General features: G+C 52.1%; 14 protein-coding genes, 1 tRNA gene and 1 pseudogene. 6 read left to right on the forward strand and 10 right to left on the reverse strand.

Annotated elements, in window-relative coordinates:
- Window positions 1–159 precede the first annotated feature (159 nt).
- Entirely contained in the window at window positions 160–375 is a 216-nt protein-coding gene (locus KW808_RS07290) for a hypothetical protein (RefSeq protein WP_208396117.1), read from the forward strand.
- 47 nt (window positions 376–422) lie between these two features.
- Here the strand turns inward: KW808_RS07290 and KW808_RS07295 are convergent, their stop codons facing one another.
- Together KW808_RS07295 and KW808_RS07300 are read right to left on the reverse strand one after the other, a co-directional pair.
- Window positions 423–683: a hypothetical protein gene (locus KW808_RS07295; protein WP_003858781.1), complete on the reverse strand. Its 261-nt coding sequence runs from the start codon at window positions 681–683 to the stop codon at window positions 423–425.
- 681 nt (window positions 684–1,364) lie between these two features.
- Window positions 1,365–1,441: transfer RNA gene (locus KW808_RS07300), tRNA-Leu, on the reverse strand.
- A gap of 178 nt (window positions 1,442–1,619) precedes the next feature.
- Here KW808_RS07300 and polA point away from each other — a divergent pair.
- Together polA and KW808_RS07310 are read left to right on the forward strand one after the other, a co-directional pair.
- Window positions 1,620–4,262 carry a DNA polymerase I gene (gene polA, locus KW808_RS07305; protein ID WP_003861533.1) on the forward strand — a complete coding sequence of 881 codons (2,643 nt, stop codon included), beginning with the start codon at window positions 1,620–1,622 and terminating at the stop codon, window positions 4,260–4,262.
- A gap of 68 nt (window positions 4,263–4,330) precedes the next feature.
- Window positions 4,331–4,708: pseudogene (locus KW808_RS07310) on the forward strand (aldo/keto reductase); the annotation flags it as partial.
- A gap of 372 nt (window positions 4,709–5,080) precedes the next feature.
- Here the strand turns inward: KW808_RS07310 and KW808_RS07315 are convergent.
- Window positions 5,081–5,860 (reverse strand): class I SAM-dependent methyltransferase, encoded by a 780-nt coding sequence (locus KW808_RS07315; RefSeq protein ID WP_003861536.1) that lies wholly within the window; start codon window positions 5,858–5,860, stop codon window positions 5,081–5,083.
- A 251-nt stretch (window positions 5,861–6,111) separates the two neighbouring features.
- On the opposite strand from KW808_RS07315, the gene rpsA reads away from it, so the two are divergent.
- The 3 genes from rpsA (at window position 6,112) to coaE (ending at window position 10,889) form a co-directional block, all read left to right on the forward strand.
- The gene (gene rpsA / locus KW808_RS07320) at window positions 6,112–7,572 is read left to right on the forward strand and encodes a 30S ribosomal protein S1 (RefSeq protein ID WP_003861538.1); all 1,461 of its coding nucleotides are present in this window, start codon (window positions 6,112–6,114) and stop codon (window positions 7,570–7,572) included.
- 658 nt (window positions 7,573–8,230) lie between these two features.
- Window positions 8,231–10,276 carry a glucose PTS transporter subunit IIA gene (locus tag KW808_RS07325; protein ID WP_003861539.1) on the forward strand — a complete coding sequence of 682 codons (2,046 nt, stop codon included), beginning with the start codon at window positions 8,231–8,233 and terminating at the stop codon, window positions 10,274–10,276.
- 10 nt (window positions 10,277–10,286) lie between these two features.
- A complete protein-coding gene (gene coaE, locus KW808_RS07330) occupies window positions 10,287–10,889 on the forward strand; it encodes a dephospho-CoA kinase (RefSeq protein ID WP_003861541.1) in 603 nt (200 codons plus the stop codon).
- A gap of 77 nt (window positions 10,890–10,966) precedes the next feature.
- Here the strand turns inward: coaE and KW808_RS07335 are convergent, their stop codons facing one another.
- From KW808_RS07335 to uriR, 7 genes are all read right to left on the reverse strand, one after another.
- Window positions 10,967–14,182: an AAA family ATPase gene (locus tag KW808_RS07335; protein WP_003861543.1), complete on the reverse strand. Its 3,216-nt coding sequence runs from the start codon at window positions 14,180–14,182 to the stop codon at window positions 10,967–10,969.
- Between the two features lie 120 nt (window positions 14,183–14,302).
- Entirely contained in the window at window positions 14,303–14,740 is a 438-nt protein-coding gene (locus KW808_RS07340) for a hypothetical protein (RefSeq protein ID WP_003861545.1), read from the reverse strand.
- Window positions 14,731–14,967, reverse strand: a complete 237-nt coding sequence (locus KW808_RS07345; protein WP_003861547.1) for a hypothetical protein — start codon at window positions 14,965–14,967, stop codon at window positions 14,731–14,733. Before KW808_RS07345 ends, KW808_RS07340 begins: the two co-directional genes overlap by 10 nt.
- A gap of 183 nt (window positions 14,968–15,150) precedes the next feature.
- Window positions 15,151–16,089 (reverse strand): uridine-preferring nucleoside hydrolase UriH, encoded by a 939-nt coding sequence (gene uriH / locus KW808_RS07350; protein ID WP_003861548.1) that lies wholly within the window; start codon window positions 16,087–16,089, stop codon window positions 15,151–15,153.
- Window positions 16,090–16,120: 31 nt separating this feature from the next.
- Window positions 16,121–17,572, reverse strand: coding sequence for a uridine transporter UriT (uriT, locus tag KW808_RS07355; RefSeq protein WP_003861550.1), 1,452 nt, complete (start codon window positions 17,570–17,572; stop codon window positions 16,121–16,123).
- A 13-nt stretch (window positions 17,573–17,585) separates the two neighbouring features.
- A complete protein-coding gene (gene rbsK1 / locus KW808_RS07360; protein WP_003861553.1) occupies window positions 17,586–18,509 on the reverse strand; it encodes a ribokinase RbsK1 in 924 nt (307 codons plus the stop codon).
- A complete protein-coding gene (uriR, locus tag KW808_RS07365) occupies window positions 18,502–19,542 on the reverse strand; it encodes a transcriptional regulator UriR (protein WP_003861555.1) in 1,041 nt (346 codons plus the stop codon). Before uriR ends, rbsK1 begins: the two co-directional genes overlap by 8 nt.
- Between the last annotated feature and the right edge of the window lie 209 nt (window positions 19,543–19,751).

Below are 19,751 nucleotides of genomic sequence, written 5' to 3' on the forward strand. Positions count from 1 at the left end.
GGTTCACTTATGGTGCGCCCTTTTAGATAAAGGTTGGAAAGGGTGCTGGTGTAATTATCCCAGCAGGCGGAGAGAAGATAGACAGTGAGCTCATTGTGAGTTGAGGGTTTCACAGCTATTGCTGCATGTGCCAGGATTTAGCACGGTACAGTGCTAAAAATGGACGGACTGTTTACCCCGTTTTCAGATGCGTCATTAAACAACACGGTAAAAACTGATGGAGATTCAGTACCTGGTCAAGACTTACCTATTACGAAGATCTCTGAGGATCGATTCGAGCGTTCTGCGTATGCAGCCCAGCTAGCGAAGATCACGTGCGATGTGGCCTCTCAGGGAGAGTACACAGTTTTCGGTCTCACTGGTCAGTGGTGTTAATTATGGTGTTCATGTTCTGCTTCTTTGCGTTGTCGGAGGTGCTGAACTTAGCCACGGCGCTCTGAATCCCGGATCTCTCGGATAGCCCAGATAGTGCTGCCGGTGATAAGAACTGCCTGCAGTAGCATCGCAATAAGGAAGCGGGTAGTAGTATCCGCTGTTTCTGGCCAGGATGGTACTGCTACAAGCCAGAGCATGGTCTCGGCTAGCACATCTCCGCCCAAGGTTATTGAGATAACTGTCCACAGCACGGTTGCAGCGATAGCTACCCCTGATCCGAAGCGGATTCGTAGGGCGGTAGAGACCATAGCCAGTAAGATTCCGGTCAACACCCACAACACCAGTCGGGCAGTTTGAGTGACATCACCACCGGCCAGCAGATAGGCACCACCTGTACCTAGCGCAAGTAGTAAGAGAACAATCGCCTGCCAGGTAAGATATATGCCTCTGATACGGTGATTCTCGATGACAGTAATAAGCTAAGTGTCAAGCCCGTGTACTGCTTATATTGTACGGAACTGATTCCGTCCGTATAGCTCAGACACGTGAACGAGTTAGTAATTTTTTTATGCTTTTTTGTACTGCCGGGTGGTTATCTCGCAGTGGAATATAAATTCGATTGCGAGTTTTTTTCAGGCTCTCAGAATTGCCCCCATGTGGGCGGAAAAAAGGTGAATAAATTCCCTTTTTTAACCCAGAATTTTCAGCCACAAGAGGGGTGCGGATTGGGGTCAAGAATCATATTTCAGCCACAGCTGCGGGTGTAAAAAAATGGCTCATGTCCGGTGATGGAGCTACGAAACCGGGGTAGCGGTGGCGTTCTAAAATGTGATGCAAATCATAATAATACCCCCGTAACATGAAGATGTTACGGGGGTATTATTGCGCTTAATGCCCATTATCGCTGATTATCATGCGATTAATATTTAGACACTTTTTGGACACCTAAGCCCTATTTGATCTTATATTGTCAGCGTTTCCGCTGGTAGTGGTGCCCCTGGTGAGACTCGAACTCACACTGGACGGGTTTTGAATCCGTTGCCTCTGCCAATTGGGCTACAAGGGCATCAATCAATTGCAGAACTAACCCGGTTGTTTCCGAGCCAGTCTGAATGACTGAAAGCAATATTAGACCATCAATGATTAGGAATGGAAATTAGGGGTCTGGTTTGGGTGAATGTGTCGCTAATTTTTCCACTCGCCTACACTCGGGAGTCGTGACTGAGAAGACTGACCAGACTTTAATGCTTATCGACGGCCACTCGATGGCTTTCCGCGCATTCTTTGCTTTGCCGGCTGAGAATTTCTCCACGTCGGGCGGGCAGGCCACCAATGCTGTCTACGGCTTTCTCTCGATGCTGTCCACGTTGTTGAAGGATGAGCAGCCTACTCATGTGGCGGTGGCTTTCGATGTGGGGCGTAAGACGTTCCGTACCGATATGTTCCCGGCGTATAAGGCGCAGCGTGATGCAACGCCACCTGAGTTTAAGGGCCAGGTGGAAATCCTCAAGGAGGTGTTGTCCACTTTGGGAATTACGACTATTGAGAAAATCGATTTTGAGGCTGATGATGTGATCGCCACGTTGTCTGTGGCGGCGAAACCTTTAGGCTTTAAGACGCTGATTGTTACGGGTGACCGTGATTCCTTCCAGTTGGTCAATGACACCACCACGGTGTTGTATCCGATGAAGGGCGTGTCTGTGCTGCACCGTTTCACGCCGGAAGCAGTGGAGGAGAAGTATGGACTGACACCGAGGCAGTATCCGGAGTTTGCAGCGCTGCGTGGTGATCCTTCCGATAACTTGCCTAATATTCCTGGCGTGGGCGAGAAGACTGCTACCAAGTGGATTGCCCAGTATGAAACTTTGGATAATTTGCTTGATCACGCTGATGAGATCAAGGGCAAGGTTGGCGCCAGCCTGCGTGAGCGCATTGAGCAGGTCCGGATGAACCGCAAGCTCACGGAGATGGTGAAGGATCTGGAGCTGCCGCTTGGTCCGGACGATTTTGAGATGAAGCCTGTGCAGGTTGCGGAGGTTGCGGCGAAGTTTGACGATCTGGAGTTTGGTACCAATTTGCGTGAGCGGGTGCTGGCGGTGGTGAAGGCCGAGGGTTCCGCTGCCCCCGTGGAGGAAGTGGAAGCGGAACAGGTTGTCGTCGATACGCAATCTTTGGCGCAATGGCTGCCTGCTAGGGCTGGCCAGGCGCTTGCTTTAGCGCTGGCTGGAGTGGCTAAACCTGCTGCTGGCGACACGTATGCGCTAGCGATTGCGGATACCAAGCGCCATGCGGTGTTGGTTGATGTGGCTGATATTTCAGCGGAGGATGAAAAGGCGCTGGCCACGTGGTTGGCGTCGGAAGATCCAAAGATGCTGCACGGCGCTAAGGCCGCCTATCATATGCTCGCTGGGCGCGGTTTTGAGCTGCACGGCGTGGTGCATGACACGGCGATCGCGGCATACTTGCTGCGTCCGGGCCAACGCACCTATGAGCTTGCCGACGTCTACCAGCGGCATCTTCAACGACAGTTGTCCACTAACGATAATGGTGGTCAACTGGCTTTGCTTGATGCAGCTGATGACCAATCGCTGGTTGATGATGCAATTGCAATTTTGGAGCTCGCTGAGGAATTAACAAAACAGCTTCAAGAGATCAAGGCGTTTGAGCTTTATCATGATTTGGAAATTCCGCTGTCTGGAATTTTGGCGCGCATGGAAGCAATTGGCATCGCGGTCGATGTTGAAACTTTGGAAGAGCAATTAAAGACATTTATTAATCAGGTTGCTCAGGAAGAAGAAGCTGCCCGCGAACTGGCTGAGGATCCAACCCTTAACCTGTCTAGTCCAAAGCAGTTGCAGGTTGTACTGTTTGACACGTTTGGAATGCCGAAAACGAAGAAAACAAAGACTGGTTATTCCACTGCGGCGGCAGAAATTGAAGCGTTGGCGATCAAGAATCCGCACCCATTCTTGGATCACTTGTTGGCGCACCGTCAGTACCAAAAGATGAAGACAACTCTGGAGGGCCTCATCCGTGAGGTGGCCCCTGATGGCCGTATTCACACCACCTTCAACCAAACGGTGGCGTCTACTGGACGTTTGTCGTCCACTGATCCCAACCTGCAGAACATTCCTGTGCGCACCGAGGCTGGCCGAAAGATTCGTTCGGGATTCGTCGTGGGCGAGGGGTATGAAACCCTGCTGACTGCCGACTACTCGCAGATTGAAATGCGCGTGATGGCTCACCTTTCCCAGGACCCAGGCTTGATTGAGGCGTACCGCGAAGGCGAAGATCTGCACAATTACGTGGGTTCCAAGGTGTTTAATGTGCCCATCGATGGCGTGACCCCTGAGCTGCGTCGCCAGGTTAAGGCCATGTCTTACGGTCTGGTGTACGGCTTGTCCGCGTTTGGTTTGTCTCAGCAGCTGAGCATTCCTGCTGGCGAAGCGAAGCAGATCATGGAGTCCTACTTCGAGCGCTTCGGCGGAGTACAGCGCTACCTCCGGGAGATCGTGGAGGAGGCTCGAAAAGCTGGTTATACGGAAACGCTGTTTGGGCGTCGTCGCTACCTGCCGGAACTGACCTCGGATAACCGTGTCGCTCGTGAAAACGCTGAACGTGCCGCACTGAACGCCCCGATTCAGGGAACTGCCGCCGACATCATCAAGGTGGCCATGATCCGGGTGGACCGTTCACTCAAGGAAGCTGCCGTGAAATCTCGCGTGCTGCTTCAGGTGCATGATGAATTGGTCGTGGAAGTAGCGGCCGGTGAGCTGGAACAAGTCCGTGAGATTCTGGAACGCGAAATGGATAACGCCATCAAGCTGTCCGTTCCTTTGGAAGTTTCAGCTGGTGATGGCGTTAACTGGGATGCTGCAGCGCACTAAGAGGTAACTGCCTTTTCGTCGACGAGCTGGGTTGGGCGCTCGCTACTCTTTCGGGTTTCGTGGCGCTTCAGCAGTGTGACGTGCTTGCTCGCAATGAGCAGCTTGGCATCTTGACTCAGGCGTGGTCACCAATCGGTGGCATCGCCTTCTACCGCGACGGACAGCTTCCAAGCACTCTAGAAAATGAGATCATCGCTGGAATCGCCGCAGAAGTTGGCAAAACACCAGCTCAAGTAATGCTGCGCTGGCACCTACAGCGTGGGCGTCACGCAATTCCAAAGTCTGTGACCCCATCACGCATTGTGGAAAACTTTGAGATCTTTGATTTCGAACTCTCCGATGAGCAACTACAGCAAATCGATGCCCTCAACACCGATCTGCGCGGTGGCCCAGAACCAGAGAACATCACCATGGAAAACTACTACCGAGAAATCCCAGAAGCCTAAAGGCCCTTTAAGGGGTCGGAAATTTCAAGGGCGCTTCCTCCTATGTTGATGTTTCTGGGCCCTTAGAGGCGAATGTAGGCCTATGTATTTTATGCCTAGTTCGGCGGGATTTAGACCCGACCAGAACATGTGGCCAATGAGAGGGGTAAAGGGGAGCTGTCGGCCATATGGGACGGTTACTAGTCGTCGAAACCAGACCATATGGCCAACGACCTCTCATTTCGGCTTCATTGGTCACCTGGTTTGGTCGGTCCATCCAGAGACCAAAAGCTCGGAAATTAGGGGAGCGCTTGGTCTGATTCGACAGTTTTGAGCACCAAAAACGTGCATTCGAGACCAACGGCAGCTTAAAAATGACTGCCGTTGGTTTTTTTAGGGGCGGTACGTGGCGAGGAAGATTGCTGTCCCGGGGAAGAGCTTTCCTCGAAGTGGTGACCATTGGCCCCAGTTTTCTTCCAACTCATCTGGCCATTCTGGTTCGATGAGGTGATCTAAGTGGAGGGAGGCGTCGATAAGCTCATTGATCCGCGCGCCCATGGTGCGGTGCTGTTCCGCATAGCTTAAAGCACCGGTTTCCTCGTCTTCTTCGACGTAGCCGCGCTGGTCGAAGTAGCTGGTGATCGCGGTGAGGCCTGCGGGGCCGGGATCGTCGAGGAAAATCCAGCGCATCGGGTGGGTGATGGAGAAAATGAGGCGTCCGCCGGGGTTGAGGACGCGCGCGATTTCCTTCATGAGTGCGGCGGAATCCTCCACAAAGGGGATGGCGCCGAAAACGGAAAAGACCACGTCAAAGGAACTGTCGGCGTAGGGGAGTGACATTGCATCGGCCTGCACGAGGTGTGCGTTATGGTCGTGACCTGCGTATTTGAGCATTTGTGAAGAAATGTCGAAAGCGGTGACAAAGGCATCCGGAACATCATTGGCCAGCCACCGAGCACATGGTGCTGAGCCGCAACCGATCTCTAGAATTTTCTTGCCGGAGAGTTCTGCGGGGGTGCCAAGAAGACGTACATCTTTTTCATGCAGCATCTCGGGACACCAATAGAACTCGCCGTGCGCGGAATCCGTGCCTAAATAAGAAGGGTGGCGTTCGTGATAGTCGGCCGCGTCCACATCCCACCAGTATCGGTTTGCTTGAGAAAACTGGCTCAATTGGTGGCTTGAGGTTTTCCCATTGGTCCCATCAGTATCGTATGTGCCCATTTTTGCCATTCTATTTGCTCTAGCTGCGCAAACGGCGTACTGTTTATTAGGCGTGTCGTTGCGTCATGTATCGGTGTGTTCATGTAGGAAAGCACATTGAGCCTGAACGTGAGATCAAAACCCCGTCTATACAGGGCATTTGAAAGATACTGCATCCTGTCCATTATCTAATTTCCTATCCATTTCGGAGCAATTTACATATGCCCACCAACAATGCACCTCAGGTAGCCATCAACGACATTGGCTCTGCTGAGGACTTCCTTGCAGCAATCGACGCAACCATCAAGTACTTCAACGATGGCGATATCGTTGAAGGCACCGTGGTAAAGGTCGATCGTGACGAGGTACTTCTCGACATCGGATACAAGACCGAGGGTGTCATCCCATCCCGCGAGCTGTCCATCAAGCACGATGTCGATCCAGACGAGGTTGTCGAAGTCGGCGACCAAATTGACGCACTTGTCCTAACTAAGGAAGACAAAGAAGGTCGTCTAATCCTTTCCAAGAAGCGTGCTCAGTACGAGCGTGCTTGGGGCGCCATCGAGGAGCTCAAGGAAAAGGACGAGCCAGTTACCGGTACCGTCATCGAGGTCGTCAAGGGTGGCCTCATCATCGACATCGGACTGCGCGGATTCCTTCCTGCTTCCCTCGTTGAGATGCGCCGCGTCCGCGACCTGGACCCATACATCGGCCAGGAGCTCGAAGCTAAGATCATCGAGCTGGATAAGAACCGCAACAACGTTGTTCTTTCCCGTCGCGCATTCCTCGAGCAGACCCAGTCTGAGGTTCGCTCCGAGTTCCTGCACCAGCTTCAGAAGGGTCAGGTCCGCAAGGGCGTCGTCTCTTCCATCGTCAACTTCGGCGCATTCGTCGATCTCGGCGGTGTCGACGGACTGGTTCACGTTTCCGAGCTTTCTTGGAAGCACATTGACCACCCATCCGAGGTTGTCACCGTTGGCGACGAAGTCACCGTTGAGGTCCTCGACGTTGATCTCGACCGCGAGCGCGTATCCCTCTCCCTGAAGGCAACTCAGGAAGATCCATGGCGCGTCTTCGCACGCACCCACGCTGTGGGCCAGATCGTGCCAGGCAAGGTCACCAAGCTCGTTCCATTCGGTGCGTTCGTTCGCGTCGAAGAGGGCATCGAAGGCCTCGTTCACATCTCTGAGCTGGCTCAGCGCCACGTTGAGGTTCCCGACCAGGTCGTCGCAGTTGGCGAAGAAGTCATGGTCAAGGTCATCGACATCGACCTCGAGCGTCGTCGTATCTCCCTCTCCCTCAAGCAGGCTGACGAGGACTACACCGAAGAGTTCGACCCATCCAAGTACGGAATGGCTGACTCCTACGATGAGCAGGGTAACTACATCTTCCCTGAGGGCTTCGATGCAGAGACCAACGAATGGCTCGAAGGCTTCGATGAGCAGCGTCAGGCATGGGAAGCACGCTACGCAGAGTCCGAGCGTCGCTACCAGGCTCACACCGCTCAGATGGAGCGTCGCCGCCAGCAGGCTGAAGAAGCCGCAGCTGAGGCTCCAGCAGGAAACTACTCCACTGATTCTGCAGAAGATGCACCTGTAGCAGAAGCAGTTGAAGAGTCCGCTGGCTCCCTCGCTTCCGATGAGCAGCTCGCTGCTCTTCGCGAGAAGCTCGCAGGTAACTAATAGTTCCTGCACCTCTTAAGAGGGCTCACTGACGTTGACAGTGAACCCTCCCAAAGAGTTTGCTCCGCATAAACACCCCGCACTTTTTAACCTTCACGGTTTGGGAAGTGCGGGGTGTTTTGTTGTGAGGCTTGGTTTTCGTACGGTGTGGTTAAGCTTTTGGCGGGCGCTTCGGCGAAAATACATGGGCCTACAACGCCGTCTAAGCGTGAAACTGGGGGATGGGGATACCTGGAATCATTTGGGGGACGTGATGCGGTGGAGGGGTGGTGCGGGCATAATCTGACAGTGTGTCCGTTTTCATTTTCAAAAAATGCAGGTCGGACATATTCAAAAGTATTACCTTTTTGGTTTGTCTGTATTCAGCTTGTTTTGGGTGGGTTTCCGGCTTATCATGATGGGTGACTTACCGCTTAATTGGAAAAAAGTGTGATCCACCACAAATCTATTGCGGGGGAGCCTGGGAAACTAGGTAAAAATTTTTGCCAAATTGTGCAATCGTTTTCACAACCTGAGAATGTCACAACACATTAAGTGGTAGGCGCTGGGGAATCGAATCCGATTCTTTTTCGGCCCAATTCGTAACGGCGAGCTTCTTAAGTGGACAAGAAAGGCTCTTGCCCGCGGGAGACAGGCCCTACGTTTAGAAAGGTTTGACATGGCGTCCAAACTGACGACGACATCGCAACATATTCTGGAAAACCTTGGTGGACCAGACAATATTACTTCGATGACTCACTGTGCGACTCGCCTTCGCTTCCAAGTGAAGGATCAATCCATTGTTGATCAACAAGAAATTGACTCCGACCCATCAGTTCTTGGCGTAGTACCCCAAGGATCCACCGGTATGCAGGTGGTGATGGGTGGATCTGTTGCAAACTATTACCAAGAAATCCTCAAACTTGATGGAATGAAGCACTTCGCCGACGGTGAAGCTACAGAGAGTTCATCCAAGAAGGAATACGGCGGAGTCCGTGGCAAGTACTCGTGGATTGACTACGCCTTCGAGTTTTTGTCTGATACTTTCCGCCCGATTCTGTGGGCTTTGCTTGGCGCTTCGCTCATTATTACGCTGCTCGTTTTGGCTGATACCTTTGGTCTGCAGGACTTCCGTGCACCAATGGATGAGCAGCCAGATACTTACGTGTTCTTGCACTCCATGTGGCGTTCTGTGTTCTACTTCCTGCCGATCATGGTGGGTGCAACCGCAGCGCGAAAGCTTGGTGCTAATGAGTGGATCGGTGCGGCAATCCCTGCAGCACTGTTGACTCCTGAGTTCTTGGCTCTTGGTTCTGCTGGTGACACCGTCACTGTGTTTGGCATTCCAATGGTTCTGAATGACTACTCCGGACAGGTATTCCCACCGCTGATTGCAGCAATTGGTCTGTACTGGGTGGAAAAGGGACTGAAGAAGATCATCCCTGAAGCAGTCCAAATGGTGTTCGTCCCATTCTTCTCCCTGCTGATTATGATCCCAGCGACCGCATTCCTGCTTGGACCTTTCGGCATCGGTGTTGGTAACGGAATTTCCAACCTGCTTGAAGCGATTAACAACTTCAGCCCATTTATTCTTTCCATCGTTATCCCATTGCTCTACCCATTCTTGGTTCCACTTGGATTGCACTGGCCACTAAACGCCATCATGATCCAGAACATCAACACCCTGGGTTACGACTTCATTCAGGGACCAATGGGTGCCTGGAACTTCGCCTGCTTTGGCCTGGTCACCGGCGTGTTCTTGCTCTCCATTAAGGAACGAAACAAGGCCATGCGTCAGGTTTCCCTGGGTGGCATGTTGGCTGGTTTGCTCGGCGGCATTTCCGAGCCTTCCCTCTACGGTGTTCTGCTCCGATTCAAGAAGACCTACTTCCGCCTCCTGCCGGGTTGTTTGGCAGGCGGTATCGTGATGGGCATCTTCGACATCAAGGCGTACGCTTTCGTGTTCACCTCCTTGCTTACCATCCCAGCAATGGACCCATGGTTGGGCTACACCATTGGTATCGCAGTTGCATTCTTCGTTTCCATGTTCCTTGTTCTCGCACTGGACTACCGTTCCAACGAAGAGCGCGATGAGGCACGTGCAAAGGTTGCTGCTGACAAGCAGGCAGAAGAAGATCTGAAGGCAGAAGCTAATGCAACTCCTGCAGCTCCAGTAGCTGCTGCAGGTGCGGGAGCCGGTGCAGGAGCCGCTGCTGGCGCTGCAACCGCCGTGGCAGCTAAGCCGAAGCTGGCCGCTGGGGAAGTAGTGGACATTGTTTCACCACTCGAAGGCAAGGCAATTCCACTTTCTGAAGTACCTGACCCAATCTTTGCAGCAGGCAAGCTTGGACCAGGCATTGCAATCCAACCAACTGGAAACACCGTTGTTGCTCCAGCAGACGCTACTGTCATCCTCGTCCAGAAATCTGGACACGCAGTGGCATTGCGTTTGGACAGCGGAGTTGAAATCCTTGTCCACGTTGGATTGGACACCGTGCAATTGGGCGGCGAAGGCTTCACCGTTCACGTTGAGCGCAGGCAGCAAGTCAAGGCAGGGGATCCACTGATCACTTTTGACGCTGACTTCATTCGATCCAAGGATCTACCTTTGATCACCCCAGTTGTGGTGTCTAACGCCGCGAAATTCGGTGAAATTGAAGGTATTCCTGCAGATCAGGCAAATTCTTCCACGACTGTGATCAAGGTCAACGGCAAGAACGAGTAACCTGGGATCCATGTTGCGCATTGGATTAACAGGAGGGATCGGCAGCGGTAAATCTACCGTTGCCGATCTTTTGTCATCTGAAGGATTTCTCATCGTCGACGCGGACCAAGTCGCCCGCGATATCGTCGAACCCGGACAACCGGCATTAGCAGAGCTAGCTGAAGCTTTTGGCCAAGACATCTTGAAACCCGACGGCACTCTAGACCGCGCGGGATTAGCAGCCAAAGCATTTGTCAGCGAAGAACAAACAGCGCTGCTCAATGCCATTACCCACCCTCGTATCGCCGAAGAGTCAGCTCGTCGATTCAACGAAGCCGAAGCTCAAGGCGCCAAAGTCGCGGTTTATGATATGCCTTTGCTTGTAGAAAAAGGCCTTGACCGCAAGATGGACCTTGTCGTCGTAGTTGATGTTGACGTAGAGGAGCGCGTCCGCAGACTTGTGGAAAAACGTGGCCTCACAGAGGACGACGTGCGGCGTCGAATCGCTTCCCAGGTGCCCGATGATGTCAGACTTAAAGCTGCTGACATCGTTGTGGACAATAACGGCACGCTAGAGGATCTTCATGCTGAAGCAAGCAAGCTGATTGCTGAGATCCTTGGTCGTGTGAATTAGTTTAGACAGACATTGGAGAGGAATCGCTAGAGCCCATTTCAGGGTGCGGGTAACTATGTGGCCGCACCCTGATTAAGCTACTTTTTCCTGTTCTTTTCTATCAAGGCATGAATGCCAGTACCTGCCACGACAAAAGTCATTACAAAGGAAACCAATACACCGAAGGCACCGATACTCACAGCTCCTGCGGCACCAACAATAATGCTTAAGACAAATGTCACAACAGTCGCGATTCCCCATTTTTTGAAACGGGCAACCGATTTATTGGGGAGAGACTCTGCATGTTGAATGTGTGGTTCCGAAACAGGAAGCGGTGCGCTCCATGAATGCATTCGTTCCTGTATCACCTGTGCCTGGTGTTGATGAGCTCGATCCATGAGTTCTTGAGGAGTCGGATCCAATGCGGTGTCATTCGATAGCGTCGGGATTGAGCTATCTTGAATAGTCTCCTCTGTTGGTTCCTCAAGAACAGGGGCCATGACAGGTTGCTCAGAAGGAATTGAAATTCTTGAGTCAACAAGCGACTCTTCAACGTGAACCGTATCAATTGATTCTGTGTTTTCAGTCTGAGATTCCAATTTTTTCGATGCCCACGCACTGAAGTCGGAAAGATGCATTAATGGTTTTGAATAGCGCAAAGCTAGCCCCATCTTCCCGTCAGTTGCGTGTGGGTCATCCGTTACTAAAAGGTCTGAACGGGTCTTGGTCACTGCTTGTTTGTACTCTAGGCCGAGTGATTCACAAAGAGTCTGGAGCGACTCACCATGGGAATATAGGTTTCCATTGACAAACGTAGAACCACGAAAAGCAACTCTGGTTCCTCTTTCCAAGAATTCATCTGGTTTTACCCAAGTGTAGGCGGAATTCTCTAATGCTCCATCCTGTGCCAATGATGTAGAGGGGCTTTCGGTTTTCCTCAGTTTTACAGGATTTTCTACTGCGGATACTTCCAAAATTGAAGCATCAGAAGCCGACCCAGAAGGCTGCCTACTGAACGGACCATTTGCATACCAGTGCTCGAAATCCTCCTGCGAAATGATTGGTTTTCCATATTCGCGGGCATTTTGTGCTTTTCGTGACATGGATGCCAGATCGCCAGCAATCAGCACATCGCATTTGGTCTTTGAAACAGAAGTCTTATATTCCAGCTCTCGATCTGCACATAACTGTTTCAAACGATCATCATCTGCAGGTCCACCGAGTAAGTGGTTACGTCCGGTGAAAGCAATTCGTGTTCCTGGTGCAAGAAGCTCACTGATGTTTTGGTTATTTTCTGAGGGAACTTCGATGTTGACGCTGTTAAGCCCAACTTGGAACGCACGGGCTTTAACATCCTCGTAGAGCTCTTGGTTCCAGAACCCGCGTGAAATCGCCCAAGCGGAGAGCAGCTCAGCGGTTTCTTCTAACTCTCCCTTGTCTTGGACGGTTACGTTGGCACCGGAAAAGGCCGCCCAGGCATTGTCAGAGTCCGTTGCGCGAGTGGGATCAAGCAGAATTGGAGTCTGGTCAGCCCATGTCGGGATGAATAGTGCGCCTTCAGTTTCTAATGCAGTGGGCGGTACAATTTCTCCGTGATCAATTGGGAAGGGGTTCTGCTGAAAAGTGGCGACCATGCTTTCACAACGCGTCATCACATTTGAGCCGGCAGGAATTACGTAGAACTCGGATATGTCGTAGCCGGTACCGAGCGCAATTTTCAATCCCTTTTCTTGATGACGAACTGCATGTTCGAGCATTGGTAGTTCGTCACCGATTACAATTCCGCCAGCAGCCTGTCTCAGAAGTAGAGGCCAAAAGTCCCCGAGTGCTGGAGCCATCGCTAATCCACCCGATGGTACTGCATTTTTCCTACCGAATTCACCCAGATCTGACATTGGGTTTATCCAGGAACCGAAATTGGCGACCACTTTGCCATTTTCCAAAATGATGGCGTGAATTCGAGCAACGTGGTCACTGATGCCAAATCTAACTCCATCGAAAGAAAGAAATACTAGACGAGATGGCGAGATTTTTGGGGTAATCTCGCGGCGTATCCTGCGAACGAGCCAGTTGTTTGCACGAATATGGCGTTCCTCCACAAGGGCACTGAATTTTAGATTCTCAAGCGATACGCCTCTTGATAAAGCTACGTAGAATTGACCGTCTGTTGCTGTACCACCGGTCAGGTTAATGAAGAGCTTTGGGATCGTCTTGCCCTGAGATTTATGGATCGTAATCGCCCAGGCCAAGATAATGGGGAACTGCTTAATGGTTCCAACTGGTTCACTAGATAAAGAGCCTGATGCTGTCGAAGGTTGCTTGACTTCCCACGTGTGCTTGCCCAGCGTTACGACCTCATCATTGTGATCAAGATGAACACTAATTGAGTCTGGGGAGGCAGAAACGACTGTTCCGAAACTACCATTCACAAATCGCCCAGCACCATCATTGATTATCGTCATTACTCGAGCACCAATTGCGTAATGAAGTTCACTTGAGCCAATGAACGATTTTTCATCAGTTTGCCCTGAATACTCAGCGATTGAAATAAGCTTCGGCGCATCCAGTTCGTTGAGGCGCTCCTGATTAATCTTCTCAACAGTTCGGCGGTGCGCTGCAAGCGTTACCCAGTCGCCGGGAGCTTTAAAAGCTGGGTCTACTTGTCCGTTAAGTACTTCAAGGGCTGCTTTTCCTAAGCTACCTTCTCGAACTTGATTCAGAACCTCGATGAATTCTTCATCGGTTTGCCTCCAAACTGTCGTGAGGGTGATGTTGGAGATTTCAAGCTCCGGGTAGCAATGTGATGAGAAGAAATAGGGGCTATCCCAGTTGGTTTTAAAAAGTTCAGCCTCATAGTCAGTAACCACCGGAGGCAATTGGAGAAGATCTCCAACGAGGACGAGTTGTACTCCTCCAAAAGGGGCATCAGTTTTTCTAATGCGACGTAATGCGAGATCAACCATGTCGAAAAGATCTGCACGAACCATTGAGATTTCATCAATCACAAGAACATCCACTGTTCTTAAAACAGCTGCAGTGTTCGCTCCTGGGTGCCATTTACCGCCAGGCTTTAGATCATCAGGATAAAGTCCAGGGCGAAGTCCAAAAGTGCGGTGAATTGTGAATCCATCAACATTTAGTGCTGCCACACCAGTGGGTGCTGTGACAAGAACATTCTTTTGGTGATTCGATTCGAGATAGTTACGGAGTAGCGTTGATTTGCCGGTGCCGGCTTTTCCCGTGATTAGAACATTTTTTCCTGAGCGGATTGATTCAAGTGCTAATTCGAATTCGCTCGTGATGATGACGGACATGAGGTGGAACTGCTTTCTGGTTCAAGTAAATGGGGTTAGAACCATTGAAGCATGAACCTTGGACATGAGAGCTCACTTCGAGTGAAAAGATCGAACATATGTGTACAGCTGCCTCCAAAATCACCCAGCCCGAAGCTCAGCAGTATGCGATTGCAGTCTTTCCTGAATCGCACTGATGAGGGTTGCGTGGTGTTGGTTGCAGATCTCAATCTCATGAGCCAGGTCCGTAAGATCCACCTGAGCAGAGTTTTTGATGCGCTGTTCCACTTCGAGTGCTTTATCGCGAAGCTGCTCCAGTTGGAGGCCAAATTCAGCGGAGGAACGCAAAATGTCGGCGTTATCACTGTTGGAGGTGAGGAATTCTGACCAAGTTCCCAACACAGTGGTTAGGTGATTTTGCTCTTTGAGTACGGAATTTCGGAGTTTTTCCAAGTCTTGATGAATAGCGTGGGCGTCAGTAGAGGTCGGGACAGTAAAGGCCCGCGGTACGATGTCTCCCCGGCTGAGGTCACTGTGTTTTTTATCTGCAAGCTGGTGCAAAAGTGAAGTCAAGGCCATGTGGGTGACTGGCGCCCAACGTTTTTCAACGCTGCGCTGGTGAAATCGACCAATAAATACCGTCGTGAGCAAAAAGTGACTAGACCAGCGGCAAGTCCGGACAGAATCACGATTTCTTGCCAGAATCCTGTGGAGATATCGATCCACAAAATGATGACAATGAGCGCCAGCGCGCCAATCACCGTGACAACGTGCAGAGCGGAAGCCTTGCTCAGGAGAGTACGCATCGATTGCCTCATTTCAATTTGTGCCAGCTAACAGGTATGACCTCGACCATATCCGACTTGGCCCGGGTGCGAGCGCAAAAGATTTTTGCTTTTCGACGTCCACTAGCAGCGATATCCACAAAAGGAGGGCGTACCCTCACCAATCAGGTGCGGATACGCCCTCTACCAACCTTGTGAACAGGTCTATCCGATGCGCTTTACTGCATCGATCACCATGTTCCAGAATTTATCAAAGTCCAGGTCAACAGCTACTTGGGTGGTGCAATCTGCTGGAGCCGGTGCGCGGAAATCAGCAACGGTCATGCCTGTGGTGAGTGCGCCGTACAGCTCCACATCGAGTGGTGCCTTGCGGGTGGTGAATACGGTTGGGTCAACAAGGTATGCAACGGCACAAGGGTCGTGTACTGGTGGGTTATCAAAGCCCTGTGCGTCCTGGTAATTCTTGCGGAAAGCGTCGAAAAGCGCGACGACGAAGTCGGCGACGTCGGTGCCCAGCTCGTTGAACTTGGCTTCGATCTCAGGTGTTGCGAGCGCCTGGTGGGTGAGGTCGAGGCCGACCATGGTCAGTGGCCACTTTTCGTTGAATACGATGTGGGCTGCTTCGGGGTCGATTTTGATGTTGAATTCAGCTACGGCGGTCCAGTTTCCTACGTGGTAGCCACCGCCCATGAGGACAACTTCCTTGACACGCTCGGCGATGCGTGGTTCTTTCCGGACTGCCAGCGCGATGTTGGTCAGTGGTCCGGTGGGAACCAGCGCTACGGTGCCGGGTTCATTATTCATGATGGTGTCGATGATGAAATCCACCGCGTGGGTGTCTTCTACCTGCTTGGTTGGTTCAGGCAGTTCGTACTTGTGGATTTCCATGCCGGTATCGCCGTGGATATCTTCGGCTACTTCAACGGGGCGCACTAGTGGTCGGGTGACACCGCGGTAGATGGGCGCATTGATTTCAGCGATGGTGGCTACGACCTGCGTATTGTGGGTGACTTTGTCCAACGTCTGGTTGCCGCCGACCGTGGTGATTCCTAGCAGTTCAATTTCTGGGCTGCCGGCTGCGAGAAGCATGGCTACAGCGTCGTCGTGTCCTGGATCGCAGTCGAGGATGATCTTGGTGGTCATAGGGTAAAACTCCTTAGTTCAGTTTGTGGATTTAGCTGGCGGCTTGAGCGGCTTCTTCAGCCTGGACTTTGGCTGCCACTGTATCGGTGATTGATTCTGGGCGTGGGATCAGCAGGGAGCAGAGGAAGGCTAGGACCAAGATGATCACGCCAGCCCACATGCCTGCGGCGTATCCTCCGCCGTTGTCACTGAATGCCGTGGAAACTGCGAAGAGGATGGCGAAGGAAATACCTGCACCTAGGTTGAAGGCACCTGCGTTCATGCCAGGCAGATAGCCTTGGTTGTTAGCAGGGGAGAGCACGATGCCCAGGCCGTTGAGCATGATGTTGGCAATACCTGCATAGGTAATACCCACGAAGATGGAGATGCCGAGGTACGCGAGATGCGAGGTGCTTCCAACCAGGAAGGTGGCTCCGGCAACGCCGATGATGGTGGCAGCGATACCAATTTGCAGGACGACCTTGTATCCAAATTTACCGGCGAGAATTCCGGCGATTGGGCCGAATACCAAGCCAGCCAGCGCATATGGGGTAAGTGTCCACCAGGACACCACGCTCGCTGACATGCCGGCACCGTTGGCAGCATCCTGCGCAAGGTTGGGCAATAGGCCATTCATTACGGCGAATACACCGGTCATTGTGAGAAGGGTGCTCAGGAGCAATGCCCAGGTGCGTCGTTGACCGAGGTATTCAACACTGACCAGCGGGTGCTTAACGCGCTTTTCAATGTTGTAGAAGAAGATGACTCCGGCGATACCGATGATGAACAGCACAACCACCAGAATCCAGTTCGCGGCACCGAGTTTGCCGGCCTCGTTGAAAGCCATGAGCAAAGATCCAATGGACACCGCCAGTGGCAGCACACCAAGCCAGTCCATCTTCGGGGTTTCTTCAGCGGTGGATTCCTTCACGCTGAAAGGCAGTGCGAGGGCAGCGACAGCGCAGAAAGCAGCCATGACCCAGAAGATGGAACGGAAACCAAGTGTTTCAGCCAACCAGCCACCAGCAAGCGCGTCCACGCCGCCGATACCACCGTTGACAGAGGTGACAATTCCGAGAAGTAGCGCATATTGCTTTTCATTGGTTACCTGCTGGCGCAGAATGATCAGACACAGTGGCACGGTTGGGCCAGCAGCACCTTGAATCAGGCGGCCCAGGAAGAGGATGGTCACATTCGGAGCAAAGGCAGCGACAACACATCCAATACCGGTGACAATCATCATGCCAACCAGCACTTTGCGGCGACCAATCAGATCACCCCAGCGTGGCAGGAACAGGGAAAACAGTGCGGCCGCGGTGAAGAAAGCAGTCTGAGTCATGCCGATTTGAGCAGCTGTTGCATTAAGTTCAGTTTCCATGGTGGCGAGGGCCGGCGCCAGCATGGAGGCGTTGAGCTGGAAGGCGAATACTGCGACCAGCAGAGCGATCATCAATGGTATGACCGTGGCGGCCGAGGTTTTATTCGGCTGAACAGGAAGTGACATCAGTGTTCTCTTTTCAGTGAGTGGTTGAGGGGAGTTCAGTGGTCAGGGTGGGGTAGGAGGCTTGAGCGCCCGGCTTGGTGGCGGCATAAGCGCCAACGCGCGCAGCAAAAGTTGCGGCCTCTATAAGGCCAGCGCCTTCAGAGAGCTTTGCGACGAGTGCCCCCGCAAACGCGTCTCCACTTCCGGTTGTGTCGACTGCCTGGATTTTTGGGGTAGGGATTGCCGTGAGTTGGCCCGGAATGCCAACCAGAGCACCTTCGGCACCAAGTGTCATCACCACGGAAGCAAAACCCTGCTCCAGCAATTCAGTGACCAAACCTTGGGGATCAGACGTGGTCGCTGGAGTTCCGAGCATGTCCAGCACCAGAGCGCCTTCGTGTTCGTTGACCAGCAGTGGATCAGCTCGACGCAGCTGAGCATGTCCCACGGGCACAACTGGAGCCAGATTGATCACCACACGTCCTTGTGAAAGATCAACGGCACGCTCGAAACCATCGGCAGGGGTCTCACCTTGAAGCAACACGATGCCGGAATTCTCAATGAGTTGGGAATGTTGATCAACAAATTCCGCGGTGACAGACGCGTTTGCACCAGGGATAACGATGATGGTGTTTTCCCCATCGTCAGACACAGTGATGATGGCAAGACCCGTGGGGCCATCCACAGTGGCAATCGCGGACATATCTGCACCTGATTGACGCATGTGCGTCAGCGCCTCGCCAGCCATCTGATCAGTTCCGACCGCACCGATCATAGTGACTTTGGCACCCAATTGCGCTGCCGCCACGGCTTGGTTGGCGCCTTTGCCACCAGCACTCACTGCACCGCCGCTGCCCAAGAGGGTTTCTCCAGGTTCAGGGTGGCGTTGAACTTTTGCGGTGAGATCGGCATTGATGGATCCGACAACGACAATGTCGGTACCGGTTGAGTTACTCATTTCGGAGTCCATCCTTCTTACTTAAAATGGAGTTGATGATTGATTCACGATGGATAAGTGCGGTGGGGATCGTAGTTTTGGTGACGCCGGGCACAGTGCCTGCAATTAATTCGGTGAGGATTGACACTGCGCGTTGGGCTAGTTGTTCCACATTTTGATCAATCACTGTCAATGGATGAGGCTGCAGGGCAAAGAGCGGATGGGTATCAAAACCAATCACGCTGAGATCCTTTCCGATAACCAAACCAGCCTTATGGCAGGCTTCAATGACACCGATTGTCATCATGGAATCGCCCGCAAAAAGTGTTCTAGCTCCTTGACCGAGTAATTTTGTAGCGCCTTCAAACCCAACGCTTTGTTCGTACCCACCCAGAAAAACGAGCTGCTCGCCTATTTTGGAGTTGGCACAGGCTGCTTTGAAAGCCTCTAATCGCTCTCTACCTGTTGAGGTGTCCATGGGGCCAGAGAGATAGCCGATCGGCACAGCGTTGTTGTGCGCCAGGAGTTCTACCGCTGCGGCGATTCCTGGTTGAGGATTAGAAGTCACCGTTGGGATGGTGGAGTCTCCTGGAAGCTCTCGGTCAACCAACACCACTGGCATTCCTTGCTTCTGCAAGTCCTCTAGTTGATTCGCGCATTCTTCATTAGGTACGCAGATGATTCCATCAACACCATGCGAGGTGAGAAATTCCAAAGACCTAGACATAGTGGTGGCATCTTCATTGCTGTTGGTGATAATCGTGGCAAGTCCAGCTTTGCTGGCGGTGCTTTGAATTTCAGTAACCATTGCGGCGAAGTAATGGTTAATCAAACTGGGAACAATCACACCAATGGTGTTGCTGCGAGAACTGCGAAGCGCACGAGCTTGAGCATTGGCCCGGTAACCCAGATCAGAGGCTAATTGTTGGATTCTTTCACGAGTCGATGCAGCAACCGCCGGATTATCTGCCAGTGCTCGTGATGCTGTGGCGATTGAGACACCTGCTTGACGAGCGACATCTTTAAGAGTCGGTCGGAATTTTTCCGTCGCCATAGTGCCTCCCTTTATCTCAATATCTACCTTGATGTAATCGTTTGCTGCAAACGATTACATTCGCTTGTGTTTCAATCTATTGCGCGCAAGGCAGTGTTGGCAACAGGGGTAGAAAGTGGGGGGTGGTGATCCCGGGAAGTGAATAAGAAGGCTAATGATTTAAAACCGCACTTCATGAGACGTCGGGCAAAGTATGGGGTACTTATGGA

This window comes from [Brevibacterium] flavum, from assembly GCF_019317305.1.
Lineage (GTDB): Bacteria > Actinomycetota > Actinomycetes > Mycobacteriales > Mycobacteriaceae > Corynebacterium > Corynebacterium glutamicum.

Excerpts from the sequence above, each read along its gene's own strand:
- coaE (WP_003861541.1), top strand. The coding sequence starts at position 10,287 with ATGTTGCGCATTGGATTAACAGGAGGGATCGGCAGCGGTAAATCTACC.
- polA (WP_003861533.1), top strand. The coding sequence starts at position 1,620 with ATGCTTATCGACGGCCACTCGATGGCTTTCCGCGCATTCTTTGCTTTG.
- uriH (WP_003861548.1), bottom strand. The coding sequence starts at position 16,089 with ATGACCACCAAGATCATCCTCGACTGCGATCCAGGACACGACGACGCT.
- rpsA (WP_003861538.1), top strand. The coding sequence starts at position 6,112 with ATGCCCACCAACAATGCACCTCAGGTAGCCATCAACGACATTGGCTCT.
- rbsK1 (WP_003861553.1), bottom strand. The coding sequence starts at position 18,509 with ATGAGTAACTCAACCGGTACCGACATTGTCGTTGTCGGATCCATCAAT.
- uriR (WP_003861555.1), bottom strand. The coding sequence starts at position 19,542 with ATGGCGACGGAAAAATTCCGACCGACTCTTAAAGATGTCGCTCGTCAA.
- KW808_RS07295 (WP_003858781.1), bottom strand. The coding sequence starts at position 683 with ATGGTCTCTACCGCCCTACGAATCCGCTTCGGATCAGGGGTAGCTATC.
- KW808_RS07290 (WP_208396117.1), top strand. The coding sequence starts at position 160 with ATGGACGGACTGTTTACCCCGTTTTCAGATGCGTCATTAAACAACACG.
- KW808_RS07345 (WP_003861547.1), bottom strand. The coding sequence starts at position 14,967 with ATGCGTACTCTCCTGAGCAAGGCTTCCGCTCTGCACGTTGTCACGGTG.
- KW808_RS07335 (WP_003861543.1), bottom strand. The coding sequence starts at position 14,182 with ATGTCCGTCATCATCACGAGCGAATTCGAATTAGCACTTGAATCAATC.
- uriT (WP_003861550.1), bottom strand. The coding sequence starts at position 17,572 with ATGTCACTTCCTGTTCAGCCGAATAAAACCTCGGCCGCCACGGTCATA.
- KW808_RS07340 (WP_003861545.1), bottom strand. The coding sequence starts at position 14,740 with ATGGCCTTGACTTCACTTTTGCACCAGCTTGCAGATAAAAAACACAGT.
- KW808_RS07325 (WP_003861539.1), top strand. The coding sequence starts at position 8,231 with ATGGCGTCCAAACTGACGACGACATCGCAACATATTCTGGAAAACCTT.